Origin of the sequence: Aquimarina agarivorans, assembly GCF_000218485.1 — a bacterium.
GTDB lineage: Bacteria > Bacteroidota > Bacteroidia > Flavobacteriales > Flavobacteriaceae > Aquimarina > Aquimarina agarivorans.
In genome coordinates, this window is record NZ_AFPB01000177.1 from 25,553 (window position 1) to 46,462 (window position 20,910).

The 20,910-nt window shown below is 35.6% G+C and carries 19 protein-coding genes, 1 tRNA gene and 2 pseudogenes; 20 read left to right on the plus strand and 2 right to left on the minus strand.

All coding sequences use genetic code 11. The features are described from left to right. Window positions 1-765, minus strand: a complete 765-nt coding sequence (locus GMC_RS0116535) for an alpha/beta fold hydrolase (RefSeq protein WP_010523201.1) — start codon at window positions 763-765, stop codon at window positions 1-3. A 268-nt stretch (window positions 766-1,033) separates the two neighbouring features. On the opposite strand from GMC_RS0116535, the gene mraZ reads away from it, so the two are divergent. The 15 genes and pseudogenes from mraZ (at window position 1,034) to GMC_RS0116610 (ending at window position 17,327) form a co-directional block, all read left to right on the plus strand. Further along, complete coding sequence (gene mraZ, locus GMC_RS0116540) at window positions 1,034-1,498, plus strand: division/cell wall cluster transcriptional repressor MraZ (protein WP_010523202.1); 465 nt, start codon at window positions 1,034-1,036, stop codon at window positions 1,496-1,498. After that, entirely contained in the window at window positions 1,491-2,399 is a 909-nt protein-coding gene (gene rsmH / locus GMC_RS0116545; protein WP_010523203.1) for a 16S rRNA (cytosine(1402)-N(4))-methyltransferase RsmH, read from the plus strand. The genes mraZ and rsmH overlap by 8 nt, the downstream gene beginning before the upstream one ends. Beyond that, the gene (locus GMC_RS0116550; RefSeq protein ID WP_010523204.1) at window positions 2,399-2,710 is read left to right on the plus strand and encodes an FtsL-like putative cell division protein; all 312 of its coding nucleotides are present in this window, start codon (window positions 2,399-2,401) and stop codon (window positions 2,708-2,710) included. The genes rsmH and GMC_RS0116550 overlap by 1 nt, the downstream gene beginning before the upstream one ends. Before the next feature lie 9 nt (window positions 2,711-2,719). After that, complete coding sequence (locus tag GMC_RS0116555; RefSeq protein WP_010523205.1) at window positions 2,720-4,711, plus strand: PASTA domain-containing penicillin-binding protein; 1,992 nt, start codon at window positions 2,720-2,722, stop codon at window positions 4,709-4,711. Continuing rightward, window positions 4,708-6,168: a UDP-N-acetylmuramoyl-L-alanyl-D-glutamate--2,6-diaminopimelate ligase gene (locus GMC_RS0116560; protein ID WP_010523206.1), complete on the plus strand. Its 1,461-nt coding sequence runs from the start codon at window positions 4,708-4,710 to the stop codon at window positions 6,166-6,168. The genes GMC_RS0116555 and GMC_RS0116560 overlap by 4 nt, the downstream gene beginning before the upstream one ends. Then, window positions 6,168-7,398: pseudogene (gene mraY, locus GMC_RS20195) on the plus strand (phospho-N-acetylmuramoyl-pentapeptide-transferase). Before GMC_RS0116560 ends, mraY begins: the two are co-directional and overlap by 1 nt. Before the next feature lie 12 nt (window positions 7,399-7,410). After that, a complete protein-coding gene (murD, locus tag GMC_RS0116570; protein ID WP_010523209.1) occupies window positions 7,411-8,766 on the plus strand; it encodes a UDP-N-acetylmuramoyl-L-alanine--D-glutamate ligase in 1,356 nt (451 codons plus the stop codon). A 3-nt stretch (window positions 8,767-8,769) separates the two neighbouring features. After that, complete coding sequence (locus tag GMC_RS0116575; protein WP_010523210.1) at window positions 8,770-9,966, plus strand: FtsW/RodA/SpoVE family cell cycle protein; 1,197 nt, start codon at window positions 8,770-8,772, stop codon at window positions 9,964-9,966. Continuing rightward, a complete protein-coding gene (murG, locus tag GMC_RS0116580) occupies window positions 9,963-11,054 on the plus strand; it encodes an undecaprenyldiphospho-muramoylpentapeptide beta-N-acetylglucosaminyltransferase (RefSeq protein ID WP_010523211.1) in 1,092 nt (363 codons plus the stop codon). The genes GMC_RS0116575 and murG overlap by 4 nt, the downstream gene beginning before the upstream one ends. Continuing rightward, the gene (gene murC / locus GMC_RS0116585; protein ID WP_010523212.1) at window positions 11,055-12,398 is read left to right on the plus strand and encodes a UDP-N-acetylmuramate--L-alanine ligase; all 1,344 of its coding nucleotides are present in this window, start codon (window positions 11,055-11,057) and stop codon (window positions 12,396-12,398) included. After that, complete coding sequence (locus GMC_RS0116590) at window positions 12,395-13,111, plus strand: cell division protein FtsQ/DivIB (RefSeq protein WP_010523213.1); 717 nt, start codon at window positions 12,395-12,397, stop codon at window positions 13,109-13,111. Before murC ends, GMC_RS0116590 begins: the two co-directional genes overlap by 4 nt. A 2-nt stretch (window positions 13,112-13,113) precedes the next feature. Beyond that, window positions 13,114-14,475 (plus strand): cell division protein FtsA, encoded by a 1,362-nt coding sequence (gene ftsA / locus GMC_RS0116595; protein WP_010523214.1) that lies wholly within the window; start codon window positions 13,114-13,116, stop codon window positions 14,473-14,475. Window positions 14,476-14,589: 114 nt separating this feature from the next. After that, window positions 14,590-16,557: a cell division protein FtsZ gene (ftsZ, locus tag GMC_RS0116600; protein ID WP_010523215.1), complete on the plus strand. Its 1,968-nt coding sequence runs from the start codon at window positions 14,590-14,592 to the stop codon at window positions 16,555-16,557. Between the two features lie 99 nt (window positions 16,558-16,656). After that, window positions 16,657-17,109 (plus strand): GatB/YqeY domain-containing protein, encoded by a 453-nt coding sequence (locus GMC_RS0116605; protein ID WP_010523216.1) that lies wholly within the window; start codon window positions 16,657-16,659, stop codon window positions 17,107-17,109. A 141-nt stretch (window positions 17,110-17,250) separates the two neighbouring features. Beyond that, window positions 17,251-17,327, plus strand: a tRNA-Arg gene (locus GMC_RS0116610). 186 nt (window positions 17,328-17,513) lie between these two features. Here the strand turns inward: GMC_RS0116610 and GMC_RS0116615 are convergent. After that, on the minus strand, window positions 17,514-17,777 hold the full coding sequence (locus GMC_RS0116615; RefSeq protein ID WP_010523217.1) for a hypothetical protein: 264 nt from the start codon (window positions 17,775-17,777) through the stop codon (window positions 17,514-17,516). A 112-nt stretch (window positions 17,778-17,889) separates the two neighbouring features. On the opposite strand from GMC_RS0116615, the gene GMC_RS0116620 reads away from it, so the two are divergent. The 5 genes and pseudogenes from GMC_RS0116620 to GMC_RS20200 all read left to right on the plus strand — a co-directional run bounded on the left by GMC_RS0116620 (window position 17,890) and on the right by GMC_RS20200 (window position 20,898). Then, entirely contained in the window at window positions 17,890-18,222 is a 333-nt protein-coding gene (locus GMC_RS0116620) for an ArsR/SmtB family transcription factor (protein WP_010523218.1), read from the plus strand. Between the two features lie 48 nt (window positions 18,223-18,270). Further along, window positions 18,271-18,744 carry a DUF6428 family protein gene (locus GMC_RS0116625; RefSeq protein ID WP_010523219.1) on the plus strand — a complete coding sequence of 158 codons (474 nt, stop codon included), beginning with the start codon at window positions 18,271-18,273 and terminating at the stop codon, window positions 18,742-18,744. A gap of 19 nt (window positions 18,745-18,763) precedes the next feature. Then, a complete protein-coding gene (locus GMC_RS0116630; protein ID WP_010523220.1) occupies window positions 18,764-19,414 on the plus strand; it encodes an arsenate-mycothiol transferase ArsC in 651 nt (216 codons plus the stop codon). 470 nt (window positions 19,415-19,884) lie between these two features. After that, window positions 19,885-20,265, plus strand: a complete 381-nt coding sequence (locus GMC_RS0116640) for a DUF983 domain-containing protein (RefSeq protein ID WP_010523221.1) — start codon at window positions 19,885-19,887, stop codon at window positions 20,263-20,265. Continuing rightward, window positions 20,265-20,898 (plus strand): annotated as a pseudogene (locus GMC_RS20200) (Crp/Fnr family transcriptional regulator). The gene GMC_RS0116640 and the pseudogene GMC_RS20200 overlap by 1 nt, the downstream one beginning before the upstream one ends. The last annotated feature ends 12 nt before the right edge of the window (window positions 20,899-20,910 follow it).

The window sequence follows — 20,910 nt, forward strand, 5'->3', positions numbered from 1 at the left end:
TTAAATGTTTTCTTTAATAAGCCACTCGTGGAGGTATTTATTAAATGTTTCAGGATGTTCCATCATGGCAGCATGACCACATTCATCAATCCAGTAAAGTGTGGAATTAGGAATAAGTCTATTAAAGTCTTCAGCTACATCCGGAGGAGTAACGACATCATTTTTGCCCCAAATAATACATGCAGGAACTTTTATTTTTGGCAAATCTTTAGCCATATTATGTCTAATAGCACTTTTTGCAATGGCTATTGTTCTTACAAGTTTATAACGGTCATTTACGGTATTGTATACTTCATCCACCATTTCTTTAGTAGCTGTTTCAGGTTTGTAAAAAACATCCTGAGCCTTTTGTTTTATATATTCGTAGTCTCCACGCTTTGGATAACTCTCACCCATACCGCTTTCATACAAACCTGAGCTTCCAGTTAACACAATACCTTCTACCAACTCCGGGTACATTTTTTGAAATACCAGCGCAATATGACCACCAAGTGAATTTCCTACCAGCGTAACTTTAGAATATCCTAGGTAGTCCAAAAATTCCTTCAAAAACTTAGCTAGGTTGCCCACACTAGTCTTAATCAGTGGAAGTTTATAAATAGGAAGTTCGGGTATAATCACACGGTAACCATGTTTAGGGAAGTGAGAGAACATTCCTTCAAAATTACTTAAACCTCCCATAAGCCCGTGGAGGACAACTATAGGTGTTCCTTCTCCAGAACTCGCGTATATAAATTTTCCTTCTTTTATTAAGTTTTCGTTCATTAATGCTTTGGCGTGACTAAAACGCAAATATAATATTTTAACAAACAGAAAAAGAATTTTTTTAGAGAACTCTTTTCCTACTTTTTTTTGTTTTTCGGCTACTTTTTTTTGATAATGTTATTACTAGTAATTTGAAATGGCTAGCTCAAGATTTGTAAATAGCAGTATTTGATTTTCTTCTAAAATAGGAAAAACTTATCAACAATGTGGTATATTGTGGTAAAATGTGGTATTATTTTCAATATCTTTGACTAATTCTAGGTAAATAGTGGTAAACTTAATTGGTACATACGAATGTAAGGCGGATGCTAAAGGCCGTTTAATGCTACCATCTGCATTCAAAAAGCAGTTGGATAGTGTGTTATCAGATGGGTTTGTGCTAAAAAGATCAGTGTTTCAACCCTGTGTGGAGTTATATCCTAAAAAGGAATGGGATGTGCTTATGCAAAAGTTGAATAAGTTAAATAGATTTAAAAAGAAGAATAATGATTTTATTCGCCGGTTTACAGCAGGCGTAAAGGAAATTGAGGTGGATGCCACTGGGCGAATTTTAATTCCTAAGGATTTGGTCGCTTTTGCGGGGATAAAAAAAGAGTTAGTGTTGTCATCGGCAATTAACATAATTGAAATTTGGGATAAAACACGTTACGAAAAAGCTATTGACGAAACAGCAGATGATTTTGCTGATTTAGCGGAAGAAGTAATGGGATTTGATGAAGAAATAGATGGATAATAAGTATCACATACCCGTATTGTTAAATGCAACTGTTGATGGTTTGGTAATTAAACCCAATGGAGTTTATGTGGACGTTACGTTTGGCGGAGGAGGGCATTCAAAAGAAATACTTTCTCGTTTGGGTACTGATGGAAAATTATTTGGTTTTGATCAAGATCAGGATGCGCATAAAAACGCTTTGGATGATGAAAGATTTCAACTTGTGCCGCATAATTTTAGGTTTATCAAACGCTTTTTACGGTTTTATGGTGTAAAAAAAGTGGACGGTATTTTGGGAGATTTTGGGGTGTCTTCACATCAGTTTGATGTAGCAGATCGCGGTTTTTCAACGCGTTTTGAGGCGGAGTTAGATATGCGTATGGATCAAACGGCAACTCTTTCAGCCAATGAGGTGATTAATAATTATGAAGAGTTGGCATTGAAGCAAGTATTGTCTGAATATGGCGAATTGAGGAATGCGGCTAAAATGGCACGTTTGATTGTTGAGGCAAGAGGAACTGGTTCTGTAAAAACAAGTGAGCAACTAAAGGCAGTTTTAGCGCCATGCATGATTAAAAGAAAGGAACATAAAATTTTGGCGCAGGTATATCAAGCAATTCGAATTGAAGTAAATCAGGAAATTGCTGTGCTTAAGGAATTTTTGGGACAAACTAAAGAGTTGTTGGCTCCAGGAGGTAGGTTGAGTTTAATATCCTATCATTCATTAGAAGATCGCTTAGTAAAACGATTTATAAGAAACGGCTTGTTTGAAGGAGAACCTGAAAAGGATTTGTTTGGAAAAATGTCCGTACCATTTAAAAAGGTTGGAGGTTTAATAGTGCCAGATGCTAATGAAATTGCTAAAAATAACAGAGCGCGTAGCGCTAAATTAAGAATAGCTGAACGGATCGAAGATTAATGAAGGATAAGCTTTATGATATATTAAAAGGACGGCTTTTATTGTCTGACGATTCAGCAAAAAACTGGGTAATGCTCTTGTTTTTGTCGCTATTGGCTTTAATTATGATCGCCAGTTCACACAGTGCAGAGCGAAAAATTCATCAAATAGCTCAAAAAAACAGCGAGGTAAAGGAATATCGGACTCGGTTTGTAGATGGAAGATCGCGATTAATGAAATTAAAAATGGAATCGCAAATTAAAAAAAAACTTCAGGAAATAGGAGTCAACTTAAAAAAAGAACCACCCATAAAATTAATAGTTAAAGAGTAAGCTAAAAATTTGGAAACAACAATCAAAAACATATCGAACAGATCATATTTAGTGGCAGGTTGTATGTTGCTTTTTGCTGGTTTTGTATTGTTTAATTTGTTTAAAATCCAAGTAATTGAAGGCGAAAAGTACCGTGAAATTGCACGCAAGCGAGTTTTTAAAGATTTTGTAATTCCTGCTAACCGCGGAAACCTTTATGATGCTAATTATAATTTATTAGCAACTTCAGTACCTAAATATGATATCCGTTTTGATGCAGTAACGGTAAAACAGGAAACCTTTCAAAAAGAAATTCAAAACCTGGCAAAAGCCATGTCTAAAGAGTTTGGTAAGTCTACTGCTTATTACTCAAAAAAATTAAATAAAGCCCGTGCAAATAAAAATAGGTATTTGCTTCTTTGTCGCAACGTAGGGTACTCACGTTACATGCGGGTCAAAAAATTTCCAATTTTAAAATTAGGAGCTAACAAAGGAGGATTAATTATTGAACAGCGCACCATAAGGGAGCATCCTATTGGTAAAATTGCTGAACGCACGGTCGGTTATGAACGCCAGGACGAAAATGGATATTACACACGAGTTGGGCTTGAAGGTGCTTACGGTCCTTATTTGCGTGGTAAAGCAGGAAAGCGTTTAAAACAAAAAATATCAAAAGGGCAATGGAAACCTGTTTCCGATAATAATGAAGTGGAACCTCAGGATGGGTACGATGTGGTGTCAACTATTGATGTAAATGTTCAGGATATTGCACACCATGCATTATTGGAACAATTGGAAAAATTTAAGGCACACCATGGTTGTGTTGTGGTAATGGAGACTAAAACGGGTGAAATTAAAGCCATTTCAAACCTAGCACGTACCTTAAAAGGTAAATATTACGAGCGTCTAAATTACGCAGTTGGGGAATCGCATGAACCTGGATCAACATTTAAGCTGATGTCCATGGTCGCATTGTTGGAGGATAAAGCTATTGATTCCAGTTACGTGGTGGATACGGAAAATGGACGCGTTAAATTTTATGATCGCACGGTGTACGATTCCCACTGGGGAGGATACGGTAAAATTTCTGCAGCAAAGGCGTTTGAATTATCATCAAATACTGCTTTTGCCAAAATTGTAAACAACCACTATAAAAAAAGCCCAAAAAAATTGTTGAATCGTTTTTACAACATGGGATTAAATAAAACACTGGGCTTACCTATAAAAGGGGAAGGGAAACCAATGTTTCCTTACCCTGGTGATAAAAACTGGTACGGAACAACGCTGCCTTGGATGGCTTTTGGGTACGGAATTTCATTAACCCCTTTACAAACACTCACATTTTATAATGCTATTGCCAATAATGGAGAAATGGTAAAACCACAATTTATAAAACAAGTCCGCGCTTGGGATGCTGTTGAGGAACAATTTGGTAAGGAGGTAATTAACCCAGTATTGTGCTCCCAGCAAACGGTAGCTGTAGTAAAGGATATGATGGAAAAAGTGGTGGAGCGCGGAACGGCTAAAAATATTAAATCAGCTTATATGCCTTTTGCAGGAAAAACAGGAACGTGTCAAAAAAATTACGGAAAAGGTAAAAAGCATTTGCAGTATATCTCATCATTTGTAGGTTATTTTCCTGCTGACAAGCCAAAATACTCGTGTATAGTTGTGGTGCATGAACCAAAAAAAGAAATAGGATTTTATGGAAATATTGTTGCAGCACCTGTTTTTAAAAAAATCGCTGAAAAAATTTACAGGGCAACCCCGATTGTTGATCTGGTAAGCTTGGAATCTATTGAAAAAGGCGACGCAGGGTATACTAATTTTTATACGCTTTCGCAGAAGTACAAAACAATAATGCCTAACGTAAAAGGGATGCGCTTAATGGATGCATTACCATTACTGGAAAATTTGGGGCTCAATGTAAAAGTGTCAGGCGAAGGAAAAATTAAAAAACAATCCATTCCCGAAGGAGAAAAAATAGGGAATCGTAAACAAATAAGTATCATTTTATCTTGAGTAGTTTAACAAACATATTGTACAAAGTAGCTATTGAAGCTGTACTTGGAAATACGCATGTAAGCGTAAATACATTGCAGTTTGATTCTCGTTTGGTAGCCTTAAATGATGTCTTTTTTGCTATTAAAGGAGGGCAAGTTGATGGCCATCAGTTTATAAAAAAAGCAATTAATCAAGGGGCGTTAGTGGTGGTTTGTGAAGCTTTTCCTGAGCAAATTATCAATGGAGTTACTTACATAAAAGTGTCAGATTCGCAAGAAGCATTGGCTATTATGGCAAGTAATTATTACGAAACGCCATCTTCAAAACTTCAATTAGTAGGAGTAACTGGTACAAATGGCAAAACTACCGTAACCAGTTTGTTATTTAAGTTGTTTAAAAATGCAGGGTACAAAGTAGGGTTACTTTCTACGGTAAAAGTATGTATTCATTCTAAAGAAATTCCAGCTACCCATACCACACCAGATGCTTTGCAATTACAAAAACACCTGGCTGATATGGTATCCCAAGGTGTTACGTATTGCTTTATGGAAGTAAGTTCCCATGGTATTCATCAAAAAAGAACTTTAGGATTGGAATTTGCTGGCGGTATTTTCACCAATTTATCTCACGATCACTTAGATTACCACAAAACATTCAAGGAATATCGTGATGTCAAAAAATCTTTTTTTGACCAATTACCTAAAAATGCATTTGCATTAACAAATAACGATGATAAAAATGGAGCAGTGATGCTTCAAAATACAAAAGCAAAAAAATACACTTACGCTTTAAAATCTTTTGCAGACTATCGGGGTAACGTGCTTGAAAGTAGTTTTCAAGGATTGCTTTTAAAAATAAATGATAAGGAATTTTGGAGCAAATTGATAGGGGATTTCAATGCATATAATTTAGTAGCGGTGTACGCTTGCGCAGAAATGCTTGGGTTGGAATCTTTAGAAATTTTACAACTTTTAAGCAATTTAGAAAGTGTAAATGGAAGGTTCGAATATGTTATTTCTGATACTAAAATTACAGCAATTGTTGATTTTGCGCATACGCCAGATGCACTTAAAAATGTATTGCTAACAATTAATTCCATAAGAACACGGAATGAAACTTTAATAACTGTAGTGGGTTGCGGAGGCGATCGAGACAAATTAAAGCGGCCTTTAATGGGGTCAATTGCGGCACAATTGAGTGATAAAGTCATTTTTACTGATGATAATCCGCGTTTTGAAGATCCTCAGGAGATATTGGAACAAATGACAGAAGGTGTAGAGCCTCAAGATTTTAAAAAAACCCTAACCATTCAAAACAGGGAACAGGCTATCAAAACAGCGGTAAGTATGGCAAGTCCAAACGATATTATCCTGATTGCAGGTAAAGGGCATGAAAATTATCAAGATATAAAAGGTAAAAAAACACCATTCAATGATATGGAATTGGTGGGTCACTATTTAAAACTAATGGGCTAATGTTATACTATTTATTTGATTATTTAGAGCAAAATTTCCAGTTTCCTGGAGCCAGTCTATTTGGTTTTTTAACCTTTAGAGCTGCTATGGCAGTACTACTTTCATTATTGGTTTCTGTCACTTACGGGAAGCGCATTATTAGTTTTTTGCAAAAAAAGCAAATGGGCGAAAGTATTCGGGATTTGGGTCTTGAAGGTCAAAGTGAAAAAGCAGGAACACCAACTATGGGAGGTGTTATTATCATTTTAGCCACCTTAATCCCTGTGCTACTGTTCGCCAAACTAGGCAATATTTATATCATTTTACTTATAGTAACTACAGTGTGGATGGGGGCAATTGGTTTCACTGATGATTATCTAAAAATAAAAAGAAAATAAAGATGGTTTAGCAGGTAAGTTTAAGGTTATCGGACAGGTTGGATTAGGAATTTTTGTTGGTTTAGTAATGTATTTTCACAAGGATGTAACCATAAAAGAAGAAAAAGCACCAGAGGTTATAGCGCAAATAAGAGCTTCAGGGAATGGTGTTTCTGAGTTTCAGCCAGAAATAAAATCCACAAAAACGACCATTCCTTTTCTTAAAAATAATGAATTTGAGTACGCTCAGGTATTGGCTTGGATCAGCCCAGGACTAAAAAAATATGCGTGGTTATTTTTTATACCCGTGGTTATTGTAATTGTAACTGCGGTTTCAAACGGAGCAAACTTAACTGACGGAATTGACGGTCTAGCGGCAGGTTCATCGGCAATAATGGTTGTTGTTTTGGGAGTGTTTGCATGGATTTCAGGAAATATCATTTTTTCAGATTATTTAAATGTAATGTACATACCCCATACTGGTGAAATGACCATTTTTATTGCAGCCTTTGCAGGCGCATTGGTGGGCTTTTTGTGGTACAATACTTATCCAGCACAGGTATTTATGGGGGATACTGGTAGTTTAACCATCGGTGGAATTATAGCAGTAATTGCCATTGCAGTGCGTAAGGAATTATTAATCCCTTTGTTGTGCGGTGTGTTCTTTGTAGAAACACTTTCGGTAATTATCCAAGTATCTTATTTTAAATATACTAGAAAGAAGTTTGGACAAGGAAGGCGGGTGTTTCTCATGTCACCTTTACACCATCATTATCAAAAGAAAGGAATTCACGAAAGTAAAATTGTAGCTCGTTTTTGGATTGTTGGAATATTATTAGCAATCCTAACCATAGTTACTTTAAAACTGAGGTAAAAATTAATAGTTATGATTAACCAAATTGGCATGAAAAAACTAGTGGTTCTTGGGGCAGGCGAGAGTGGTGTAGGTGCGGCACTTTTAGCTAAAGCTAAGGGCTATGCTGTTTTTGTGTCTGATTTTGGGAAAATAGCAGCTAAATATGTGGAAGCTTTAAAAAAAGGCGGATTGGCCTTTGAGGCTGAAAAACATACTGAAATTTTAATTTTAGGAGCTGATGTAGTTGTTAAGAGTCCAGGGATTCATGATGATGCTGCTATTGTAAAAAAAATAAAATTAAAAGGAATTCCGGTTATATCTGAAATTGAATTTGCTGCAAAATACACAAATGCTAACGTAATCGGTATTACAGGAAGTAATGGAAAAACCACCACCACGATGCTTACGGGACACGTACTTTCTTCAGGAAGTAAGGGAGTAACCATGGCAGGAAATATTGGCGATAGCTTTGCTAAAGCAGTTTTGGAAGATGTTACTGAAACTTTTGTGTTGGAGTTAAGTAGCTTTCAACTGGATGGGATCAATGAGTTTACTCCGCATATAGCAGTACTACTTAATTTATCACCAGATCATTTAGATCGCTATAACTATGACTACAGCAAGTACATAGCATCAAAATTTCGATTGATAAAAAATCAAACGGATACGGATTATTTCATTTACGATGCGGACGATAAAGAAATTAAAAATTATATAAAAAATAATAAGCCTAAAGCACAATGTTTTCCTTTCTCGATGGAAAAAGAATTGGAAAATGGTGCTTTTATAAAAAACAAGCATATAGTAATAAATATGAACAACGAGCAGGAAATTATAGTTTCAGAAAGTAGTCTTTCTTTAAAAGGTAAACATAATACCAAAAACGCTATGGCAGCGGCCATGTCAGCGAGACTAGTAGGTATCAGAAAGCAAACTATTCGCGAAAGCTTAACAAATTTTCAAGGAGTTTCTCACCGTTTAGAAACGGTGTTGAAAGTGAATAATGTGCAATACATAAATGATTCCAAAGCAACAAATGTTAATGCTGCTTATTTTGCTTTAGAGGCAGTAAAAACGCCAGTAGTTTGGATAGTTGGAGGAGTGGATAAAGGAAATGATTACAGCGAATTATACAAACTTGTTAACGAAAAGGTAAAAGCGATTGTTTGCCTTGGAGTGGATAACAGTCGTATCGTAGGCTCTTTTGGAAATTGTGTGGATACTATAGTTGAAACACAGTCAATGCAAGAAGCGGTTAAAATTTCACATGCTTTAGCGGATCGAAACGATACGGTATTGTTATCACCATGCTGTGCAAGTTTTGATTTGTTTAAAAATTACGAAGACCGTGGTAATCAATTTAAAGCAGCAGTACATAAATTATAAAAAATGAAACAGGCTTTATTAAACATACAAGGAGATAAGGTGCTTTGGGCTTTGGCAGGTCTGTTAGCATTATTTTCATTTATGCCTGTATATAGTGCCAGTAGTAATTTAGCTTATTTATATGGAAATGGAGATACGTTTAAGTATTTAATTAAGCATGCGGTGCATTTAGGCTTAGGCTTTTTAATAGTTTATGGTGTACACAAAATACCATACAATTACTTTAAAGGGCTTTCCATAATAATGTTGCCTATTGCTATCATTTTATTAATTGTAACTATTGCGCAGGGAACTACTATTGGAGGGGCAAATGCAAGTAGGTGGATTCGCATTCCGGTGGTTGGAGTCACATTTCAAACCAGTACACTGGCATCGGTAGTTTTGTTGAGTTTTGTAGCACGATATTTAGCAAAAATTGCGTCTAAAACGTATACTTTTAAAGCAACGATATTACCACTTTGGTTGCCTGTTTTGTTGGTGGTGGCCTGTATTTTACCTGCAAACTTTTCAACAGCGGCAATTATTTTTTCAATGGTGATTATGTTAGTATTTATTGGAGGATATCCCTTAAAGTATCTGTCAATTATTTTTGCTACAGGATTATTGTTTTTGACTTTGTTTGTGTTGGCAGCTAAGGCGTTTCCTGGTGCTTTTTCAAATAGAGTAGATACGTGGAAGAGTCGTATTGAAAACTTTATGGATGACAGCGAAAATAGTAAAGATAATTACCAAATTGAGCGTGCTAAAATTGCTATAGCTACAGGAGGGTTAGTAGGTAAAGGTCCGGGGAAAAGCGTTCAAAAGAACTTTTTACCCCAATCTTCATCCGACTTTATTTATGCTATTGTGGTGGAAGAGTTTGGGATTGTTGGTGCAGTAGGGATTATGTTTGCTTATTTACTGGTGTTGGCACGTTTAATCATTATATCTCATAAATGTCAGGACATTTTTGGAAAATTATTAGTGCTAGGTGTTGGATTGCCAATTGTTTTTCAGGCATTAATTAATATGGCGGTTGCAGTAGAATTATTTCCTGTAACCGGACAAACATTACCATTAGTGAGTAGCGGAGGAACCTCTATTTGGATGACGTGTTTAGCGCTAGGTATTGTAATTAGTGTAAGCGTTAAATCTGCACCCATTGAGGAAAAGGAAATGGGCGAAGAAAACCCTTTAGATATATTGAGTGAAACACTATGAATAAAAAATCATTTGTAATATCAGGAGGTGGAACTGGCGGGCATATTTATCCGGCAATCGCTATTGCGGATGCGTTAAAAGAGAAATATCCTGATGCCAATTTTTTGTTTGTAGGTGCTAGTGATCGTATGGAAATGCAAAAAGTGCCTAAAGCAGGTTATGCTATAGAAGGATTGTGGATTAGTGGAATTCAAAGAAAATTGTCGCTTAAAAATTTGTTGCTCCCATTTAAATTGTTGAGCAGCTTATGGAGGTCTTTTCGTATTATAAAAAAACAACAACCGACAATTGCTATTGGCACGGGAGGATTTGCCAGTGCGGCATTATTAAAAATGGCAGGTTGGATGAATGTGCCAACCTTAATTCAGGAACAAAATTCGTTCCCTGGAATTACAAATAAGTTATTGGCAGGTAATGCCAAAAAAATATGTGTAGCCTATCCTGGTCTTGAACGATTTTTTTCGAAAGAAAAAGTAGTGTTAACCGGAAACCCTATACGTAGGGATATTTTAAATGAACGTATTTCTTCTGCGGAAGCGGCACACTATTTTGGATTGAAAGAAGCTACAAAAACCATATTAGTATTGGGAGGGAGTTTAGGAGCAAAGGCAATTAATGAGTTAATAGCTGCAAAAGTTGACTTTTTTAAAGCGAATAATGTACAGGTACTGTGGCAGTGTGGTGAGTTGTATTTTGAGCGCTTTAAACATTTGGCTACTGATACTTTAAAAGTTGTAGCCTATATTGATCGGATGGATTTGGCGTATAGCTTGGCTAATTGTATAATTTCAAGAGCAGGAGCAAGTTCAGTTTCTGAGCTAGCGGTAGTTGGTAAGCCAGTATTATTTATTCCTTCGCCTTATGTGGCAGAAGATCATCAAACCAAAAATGCTCAGGCTATTGTAAATGCTGAGGCTGCATTTATGCTAAAGCAGGACGTATTAGCAACAGAATTTGAAAACACGATAGTAATGCTTTTGAATGATAGCAAACTTATTGAAAAGCTAAGTGTAAACTTTAAAAGTTTAGCAAAACCAGAGGCTACAAAAGATATTGTTGCTGAAATTGAAGAATTAATTAAGGACTAGTTGAAAGGGTTAGAAAACATAAAGAACGTTTATTTTATTGGTATTGGTGGTATCGGTATGAGTGCTATTGCGCGTTATTTTGTGAGCATTGGCAAAAAAGTTGGAGGGTATGATAAAACACCTACTGAAATAACCACTGCTTTAATTGATTTGGGGGTTGATGTTACATTTAATGAGTCAGTTAGTGAAGTGGCTGACTGTTTTTTAGAATGTTCGTCCACTTTAATTGTGTACACACCGGCAGTACCAGCGAAACATGAGCAGTTGGTGTACTTTCAAAATAACGAATTTCAAGTACATAAGCGGGCTAAAGTGCTTGGTTTTATAACCAAAGATACGTTTACGTTAGCAGTAGCTGGAACACATGGAAAAACAACTACATCAACAATTTTAGCACATTTATTATATGCATCGGGTGAAAAAGTAACCGCTTTTTTAGGTGGAATAAGCGAAAATTACCAGTCAAATTATATTAGTAGCGGTAATGAGGTGGTTGTGGTAGAGGCAGATGAATTTGATCGTTCTTTTTTGCAGTTATTTCCAAACATTTCGGCAATTACATCAATGGATGCAGATCATTTGGATATTTATGGGGCACATGAAGCACTTACGGATTCATTTAAAGAATTTGCGTCACTAACCAAAAATGAGTTACTAGTAGTAAAAGGCTTGCCAATGGAAGGGGTAACCGTTGGTATTAATAATGATGCTGATTATGCGGCTCAAAATATAAAAATAGACAATGGGAGTTATGTGTTTGATTTAAAAACCCCAACACAAACTATTAAAAATTTGCATGTAAGCCTACCAGGTTTTCATAACTTGACTAATGCAATAACAGCCTTTGCTATGGCTTTAAAATTTGGTTCCCCGACCGATAACTTAGCAAAGGCTTTACAATCTTTCAAAGGGGTGCAACGTCGTTTTAGTTACCAAATAAAAACACCAGATTTGGTTTTTATTGATGATTATGCGCATCACCCAACAGAAATTGATGCTTTGCATCAAGCAGTAAGGCAAATGCATCCGAACAAAAAGGTGTTAGCCATTTTTCAGCCTCATTTATTTAGTAGAACAAAAGATTTTGCTAATGAGTTTGGACGAAGTTTAAGTCAATTTGATGCGCTTTTACTTATGGACATTTATCCTGCACGGGAGTTGCCTATGGAAGGGATTACTTCGGAATGGTTATTGTCCTTGGTGGCTAATGAGAATAAAAAATTAGTAAAAAAAGAAGCATTGGCAAATGAGGTTAAAGAAAGTGATGCAGATGTCATTGTAACCATAGGGGCAGGAGATATTGGTGCCGAAGTTTTTAAACTTAAAACAGCATTATTGTCATGAAAAAAATTAAGTATCCCATCGGAATTGTAGTGGCATTAATCGTTTTAGTCGGATTGTTTGTGTTTGCTAAAGAAAGGAATTATCAAAGAAAATTAGTACAAGATAAAGTGGAATTTATTGGGGATCAACGACTTTTTTTGTCGGAAGATTTCGTTAATAAACTGTTGATACAAAAAGCAAAAAACGATAGCATTCCTACAAAAGAAGTTTTAGTTTTGAATGAACGAGAACAATTAATTGAAAATGAAATTTATGTTGATAATGCGGAGGTTTATGTTGCTGTAAATGGACGTATTAGCGCTCAGGTGGCGCAGCGAGTGCCTGTGGCAAGAATTTATGGTTCTGAACCAAAATATATTGACACCAGCGGTAAATTGATGCCGCTGTCACAAAATAACTCTGTGAGGGTACCTTTGGTATATTATTTTGCGCCAAAGCATAAAAATGATTTATTAGTGCTTCTTGAAAAAATTAAGGAAGATTATTTTTTAGAAAAATCAGTGGTAGGAATTAATTGCTTGTCAGATAATAACTACAGCTTACGTGTGAGAAATCATGATTTTTCAGTACGTATTGGAGATATTTCAAATTTAGATTTAAAATTTAAAAACCTTAAAGCCTTTTATGCAAAGGCTCAAAAAGATAAATTGTTTGAAATGTATGCATTAGTTGATCTAGGCATTACTAACCAAGTAATTTGTACAAAAATTTAATAATGGAACAGCAGAATATTGCAGTAGGCTTAGACATTGGAACAACCAAAATAGTTGCTATGGTTGGTCGTTACAATGAGTATGGGAAAATGGAGGTGTTAGGTATTGGCAAGTCCAAAAGTTTGGGGGTGCACCGAGGTGTAGTTAACAATATTACGCAAACAATACAGTCCATACAACAAGCCATACAAGAATCTGAGAGTGCTGCCGGAATTAAAATTGAAGATGTTACTGTGGGTATAGCTGGGCAGCATATTCGTAGTTTGCAACATAGTGATTATATAGTCCGCAATGATTCGGAAGAGGTAATTGATGGCGCTGATATTGAAAATTTATGCAATCAGGTGCACAAACTAGTGATGCTTCCTGGCGAAGAGATTTTACACGTACTGCCGCAAGAATATAAAGTTGACGGTCAGGCCGAAATAAATGAACCGATTGGGATGTATGGCGGTCGATTGGAAGCTAATTTTCATGTAGTGGTGGGGCAAATAACTTCCATTCGAAATATTGGACGTTGCGTAAAAAGTTCAGGCTTGCAATTATCAGGTATAACACTGGAGCCTTTAGCTTCAGCAAATGCCGTTTTGAGTCAGGAGGAAAAGGAAGCAGGTGTTGCATTAATTGATATTGGTGGTGGAACTACTGATCTGGCCATTTTTAAAGATGGTATTATTCGTCATACCGCAGTAATTCCTTTTGGTGGGAATGTAGTTACTGAGGATATCAAGGAAGGGTGTTCCATTATTGAAAAGCAAGCGGAATTATTAAAAGTAAAATTTGGATCTGCGTGGCCTGGTGAAAATAAGGATAATGAAATAGTAAGTATTCCAGGATTGCGTGGACGCGAACCTAAGGAAATTTCACTAAAAAACTTATCCAAAATAATTCATGCGCGCGTAGTAGAAATTATTGAATTAGTTTTTCAAGAAGTTAAAAATTACGGGCACGAAAGTACCAAAAAACAGCTTATTGCAGGGATAGTATTAACTGGAGGTGGAGCGCAGCTAAAGCATTTAAAGCAATTGGTGGAATACATTACGGGTATGGATACGCGTATTGGTTATCCAAATGAGCATTTGGCTGGTGATAGCGATCCTGAAACTACTAGTCCATTATATGCAACGGCTGTAGGTTTGGTCATGGATAATTTGGAAGCTAAAAAGCGATTGGAAGAAGAAACAAAAGTGGATGATGAGGTGGAACAATCACTGGAAAAAGAAACTGCCAAAGCATCTGAAATTGCTGATGAAAATGAAATAGAAGAACCGCAAGCGCCATCAAGACCAATATCAGCACCTAAAAAAGGAATGCTTGAGCGTTGGGCAGACAAATTTAAAGAGTTTTTGGATAACGCTGAATAAACTGAGACTTGTCCAAAGCTGAAAGGAGAAACGAAATAGTAAGAGAATTAAAGGGATAGATAACAATCAGAGTTGATTTTTTTCAATACTGATTACAACACAAGAAGAAAAAATATGAGTACTCAAGACGGGTTAGCAAACATTTCTTTTGACATGCCTAAAAACCAATCCAATGTAATTAAAGTGATTGGTGTAGGTGGTGGAGGTAGCAATGCTATCAATCATATGTTTCAACAAGGAATTAAAGGGGTAGACTTTGTTATTTGTAATACTGATTCTCAAGCTTTGGAGAATAGTAGTATTCCAAATAAAATTCAGTTAGGGGTTTCCTTAACCGAAGGTTTAGGCGCAGGTGCTAATCCTGAAATTGGTGAGCAGGCAGCCTTAGAAAGCTACGAGGATATAGTGAGCATGTTAGGTGTAAATACCAAAATGGTATTTATTACAGCAGGTATGGGGGGCGGTACGGGTACGGGTGCGGCACCAATTATTGCTAAAATGGCGCGCGAACTTAATATTCTTACGGTTGGTATTGTAACTGTTCCCTTTCAGTTTGAAGGCCGTATGCGTAATCAACAAGCCCAGGCAGGTGTTGAAAAATTACGTAGCGAAGTAGATTCTCTTATAGTTATTAATAATAACAAACTTCGTGAAGTATACGGAAATTTAGGGTTTAAAGCAGGATTCTCTAAAGCTGATGAGGTGTTGGCAACAGCTTCAAGAGGAATTGCTGAGGTAATTACACACCACTACACTCAAAATATTGACTTGCGCGATGCGAAAACAGTATTGAGCAACAGTGGAACGGCAATTATGGGTTCGGCAAATGCTTCTGGTGCGCAGCGTGCAAATGATGCTATTGTAAAAGCTTTAGATTCTCCACTATTAAACGATAATAAAATTACAGGAGCTAAAAATGTATTGTTATTAATTGTTTCTGGGAAAGAAGAAATTACTATTGATGAAATTGGCGAAATTAATGATCATATCCAAAGTGAAGCAGGCTATGGCGCTAATATTATTATGGGGGTAGGAGATGACGAAACCTTGGATGATTCAATTTCAGTTACGGTAATAGCTACGGGTTTTGATGCCGAACAGCAAGACGATATTGTAAATACGGAAACCAGAAAAATTATTCATTCGCTTAGCGAAGACCAGAAAGCAGAACAGCAATTATCATCAGTAAATACGAGTGCCGCTGAATTACCTTCGAAAAAAACAGCACCTGAACTCGCTACTCCCAAAAAACCAAGAGTAGTAGAGGTACCTAAAGAGGAAGAAAAGCCTGAAATTATAGTGCATGATTTGTTTGAGGCTGTAGAGGAAACTCCTATAAAAGAGAGTTTATTGATGCCGACAACGGAATACATAAAAAACATAAATGTAGTAACTCCTGAGGAAGTAAGTGGTTTTACGGAAAAAGTGGCAAATGATGATTTTGTAATTATTAATACCCAACAGATCATTAATGAAATTGAGGTAAAAGATATTGAAGTGGTTGATCCTGTAAATGAAGAAGAAAGTGAGCAAATGACGTTCACGTTTGATTTAACTACACCGGAGGCTACCAAAGACATCGAAGTAAATGATGAAATAGAAATTAAGTCAGCAGAAATTAATGAGGAAACAGTTGCTGGTCAGGTGGTGGCAACAGAAACTAGTATAGATAGCCCTGTGGTGCGTTACCAATTGGAGGAAGAGCCTGAAGAGGTAGCCGTTGCTGATGAAGATGATCAAGGTGTTACTTTTGAAAAGAAAACAGTTGGTTCATCAGCTCCTGAAATAGCCACAAAAGAGGTAGGATCAGGAGGTGACCCGTTGGATCAACCAATTTCAGAAGTGTTACGCTCAAGAGCATCGGAAAGACGTGCGCACATGAAGGATTTTAACTATAAATTTAGGTCAAATGCTTCAAATATTGATGATATTGAAAAGCAGCCAGCTTACAAAAGAGCGGGTTTGGACTTAGATAAAAAGAAAGATTCAGGAGTTATATCACGTACTACCTTAAGCACAGATAGTAATGATGATTTGCAATTGCGAAGAAACAATTCATTTCTTCATGACAATGTAGATTAAACCTCCATTACAGTGAGTTTTGTAGCCAATGGTTTCAATAAAATAATACAAAGAAAAGTCTGAGTACTTTGTACTTGACTACTTAATACTTAAAAGAATATGAGTTTATCTAAAGATATCATGACTGCCATGAAAGAAGCAATGAAGGCTAAAGACCAAAATGCTTTAGCATCATTACGTGCAGTAAAATCCGCTATATTATTAGCACAAACAGAAACGGGGTCAAAGGAAGAATTAACTGAAGATCAGGAGCTAAAAATTTTACAGAAGTTAGTAAAACAACGTAAGGATAGCGCTGTTATTTTTACAGAACAAGGCCGTGAAGACTTAGCGGAACTTGAATTAGCACAAGCCGAAGTGATCTCTAAATTTTTACCTGCACAATTAAGCGAAGAAGAAGTAGCAAAAGTAGTAGAAGAAGTAATAGCCGCTACTGGAGCAGAAGGCATGAAGGATATGGGTAAAGTAATGGGTCAAGTTTCAGGTAAATTGGCAGGTAAAGCCGATGGAAAAACCATTTCGACTATAGTAAAAGCGAAATTATCATCGTAGTTTGTTTTTGAGTTGTCGGTTTTGAGTAAGTAGTTATTAAAAAATATAAGTAAAGAAACAATAAAGAAGTCAAGAGTCTGTTTTTATTTAACTGGTAACTGGTAACTGGTAACTGGTAACTGGTAACTGGTAACTAACAAAGGCTGCGTAGTTCAACTGGATAGAATATCAGATTTCGGCTCTGAGGGTTGGGGGTTCGAATCCCTCCGCGGTCACCAAAGCGGAATCTTCACTTTTATAGTGTTGATTTCGCTTTTTTTTGACTCTTTTTTTGTCTGAAATACTGCTGATTACGTTGAAAATTGAGTTTACTCGAAAAGTTCGAACTCGGTCGTTTTCGAAGTCATACCCCAAACCTTCAGGAAATAGCATATAATGAATTTTTCTTTTGGTTTCAATATCTCCTAAACTCTACTTTTAGGTAGGTTAAGAGCTATTTTTAAAGCTCTTTCTATTGCTTTTTTAAGGTTCGAACTATTAAACTCAGAAGATGATAATAAATTTTCTTTTTCGACCTTTTCAGATTCGAGTCTACCTTTGAATCTTTTGTATTGGTCACTATTAATTTCTTCAAAAACGAATCTTTCTTCTAATCGGTCTAGTTTTTTATCAATCTCTTTAATTGCTTTTACGGCAATTTCATTTTCTCTGATTCGCTCTTTATTCATATCTACAAATGTTTTGTAGATGATTGTTAAGTTTACTGCAATTAAGTACAGCTATTTTTTTGGAATAGTAACATATTAATCGTAAAATTGCAATGAATTAATATAGTAAGTAATGGGGTTAACCAAATCAGAAATTTTTACAGATATTCAAAACGAAGTTGCCCTATTTGCCAAAGTGTTTGCGCATCCGGCGCGAGTAGCCATATTAGAGCAATTATTTAAGATGGATTCCTGTTACTGTGGTAATTTGGTAGATGAAATTGGTTTGGCACAACCTACAATCTCTCAGCATTTAAAAGAGTTACGAAACTTAGGACTAATTAAAGGTAATGTTGAAGGAACAAGCGTGTGCTATTGTATTGACACCGAAAATTGGGCAAAGATGAAAGATGTTATGTTTCAATTTTTAAATCAAGATAGCGCTAATACAGAAGATTATTGTTAAAAAAATTTGAATCCATTAATCGTATAATCGCAATAAACAAATATAATTATGAAATTATCACAAGTAAAATCAGAATTAGCGAAATTAAAAACTATAGGTTTTCAGTTACCAAACGGAGAATTGGTACCAAGCCATTTTCACGTTACAGAGGTCGGTAAAATCACCAAACATTTTATTGATTGTGGTGGAACGGTAAGAAACGAAGAAGTTGTAAACTTTCAGCTTTGGAATGCAGACGACTATGACCACAGACTGCACCCAGAAAAACTGTTGAGCATCATCGAGCTTTCTGAAAAGGTTTTGGGAATTGACAATTTAGAAATCGAAGTAGAATATCAAGCAGATACCATTGGAAAGTTCGGACTTGATTTTGACGGGCATCATTTCTTGCTAACCAACAAACAAACCGACTGTTTGGCTAAAGACCAATGTGGCATTCCACAAGAAAAACAAAAAGTGAAAATAGCTGAATTACAAACACAATCAACAAAGAGTTGTGCACCAGGTTCTGGATGTTGCTAAATGAATAAATCTTATAAAAATGATAACAACAAAACCAATTCTGTTTTCAGAAATAGAAAATGTAATTAAAGGATTAAATCCTCAAACAATTACAAGCGAGCGTAAAGAAGTTTTACAACCGCTAGTGGATTTTATTCAGTCAAAAGTTTCTGAAAACAAAGAAATCCGTATCAATTTCATTTGTACTCACAATTCACGAAGAAGTCATTTATCGCAAGTTTGGGCTCAAACTATGGCTAATTACTTTAATATTAAAAACGTGTTTTGTTATTCAGGAGGAACAGAGGCAACAGCACTTTTCCCTATGGTTGTAGAAACTTTGAAGAACTCAGGTTTTCAAATAAAACCCATTTCAAAAAACGAAAACCCAATTTACAGCATTAAATATGCTGACAATGAACATCCAGTCATCGGGTTTTCAAAAAAGTTAGATGACGATTTTAACCCAAAATCTGAATTTGCAGCTATTATGACTTGCTCACAGGCTGATGGTGGTTGTCCTTTCATTGCAGGTGCAGAAAAACGTATTCCAATAACCTTTGAAGACCCAAAAGCATTTGATAATACACCGCAACAAGCAGAAAAATACAATGAAAGAAGTCTGCAAATTGCTACTGAACTGTTCTACGTTTTTTCTCAAATAAATTCTTTAAAAAAAAAGTATAAGTAACCAACTGGTTTACAATTTACTTTTAACCTGAGTTCGATTAATATTTTTATCATAAAGCACTGATTATTATTTGTTTTAAAATTAATTATTGTATTCCGCAAGGTCTTTAGGACCTTGTAGATATAAAATTTAGATAATTTAAAAGCCTACAAGGTTTCAAAACCTTGTAGGAGTCTTTAACATGCTTTAAATCATGTTTTTAATAATTGAACTCAGGTTATCAATAATAATTGTGCGCTAATGTCTACAAATGATGCTGTTTGGGTATTCACAGAAAATTCTAATGCTCCAGGAGAAATGATAATGATGGAGCCTGGTAACGCAGGTGTACGATGTGTTACTGAAAATAATTAATCTAGGTTTTTTTTCTACTTTTATAAAGAGTGGTCTTTTAGGCCACTCTTTTCTTTTTTATGTAACTAGAGTTACAGAATGTTATTATTTCTAAAAGTACATTTGAAATAAAAAAGATGACATTTTTAAAGAAATTATATAGCATATTAAAATTCAAATGTCCTCGATGTCACGAAGGAGATTTTTTAGAAGGCAAGGTTTACCAATTCTCTAAAATGGGAAAGGTCAAAAAAAAATGCTCTCATTGTAATTTAAAATATGAAATAGAAACAGGATTTTTCTATGGTGCTATGTATGTTTCTTATGCACTAGGTGTTGCTTTAGGAATATCTGTTTGGGTATTACAACTTCTATTTTTGCCTGATGCTTCTCCAATGACATTATTTTTGGCTATTGTGCTATCCGTAATTTTATTTTATCCATTATTGTATTCTTTATCAAAAATAATTTGGATAAATTTCTTTGTATCTTATAAAAAATCAAACACCTCAAAATGATTATACCAGAATTAGAGCAACAATATGATTACCTTTTAGAAAAGGAGCTTCTTATAGAAATTTCAAAAATTGGAGTAATAAAAGAAGTTTCAGAAGGGGTTGAGTTGATGCGAGTGGGTCAGTATATCAAATCAATGCCGCTACTTTTAAATGGAGTTATAAAGATACTGAGAAACGATGAGGACGGGGAAGAACTTTTGCTTTACTTTTTAGAAAAAGGAGATACTTGTGCTATGACACTTAATTGTTGTTTGAGAGATACAAAAAGTGAAATAAAAGCGGTCACAGAAACACCTACAAAACTCATTATGATCCCTGTAGAAAAAATGGAACAGTGGTTAGTGAGATATAAAAGTTGGCGTAATTTTGTACTGAATAGCTATCACGGGAGGCTAATGGAAATGCTAACAGCCATAGATGCTGTTGCCTTCAAAAAAAATGGACGAACGTTTGTTAGATTACTTAAAAGAAAAAGCTAAAGTTACAGGAAATACAACTTTACAAGCAACTCATCAAGAGATAGCTTTTGATCTACACTCTTCCAGAGTTGTTATTTCTAGACTTTTAAAGGTTTTAGAAAAAGAAGATGCTATTAAGATTTCAAGAAATAGTATTGAATTGTTAAAGGAATAGCTTATGTAACTC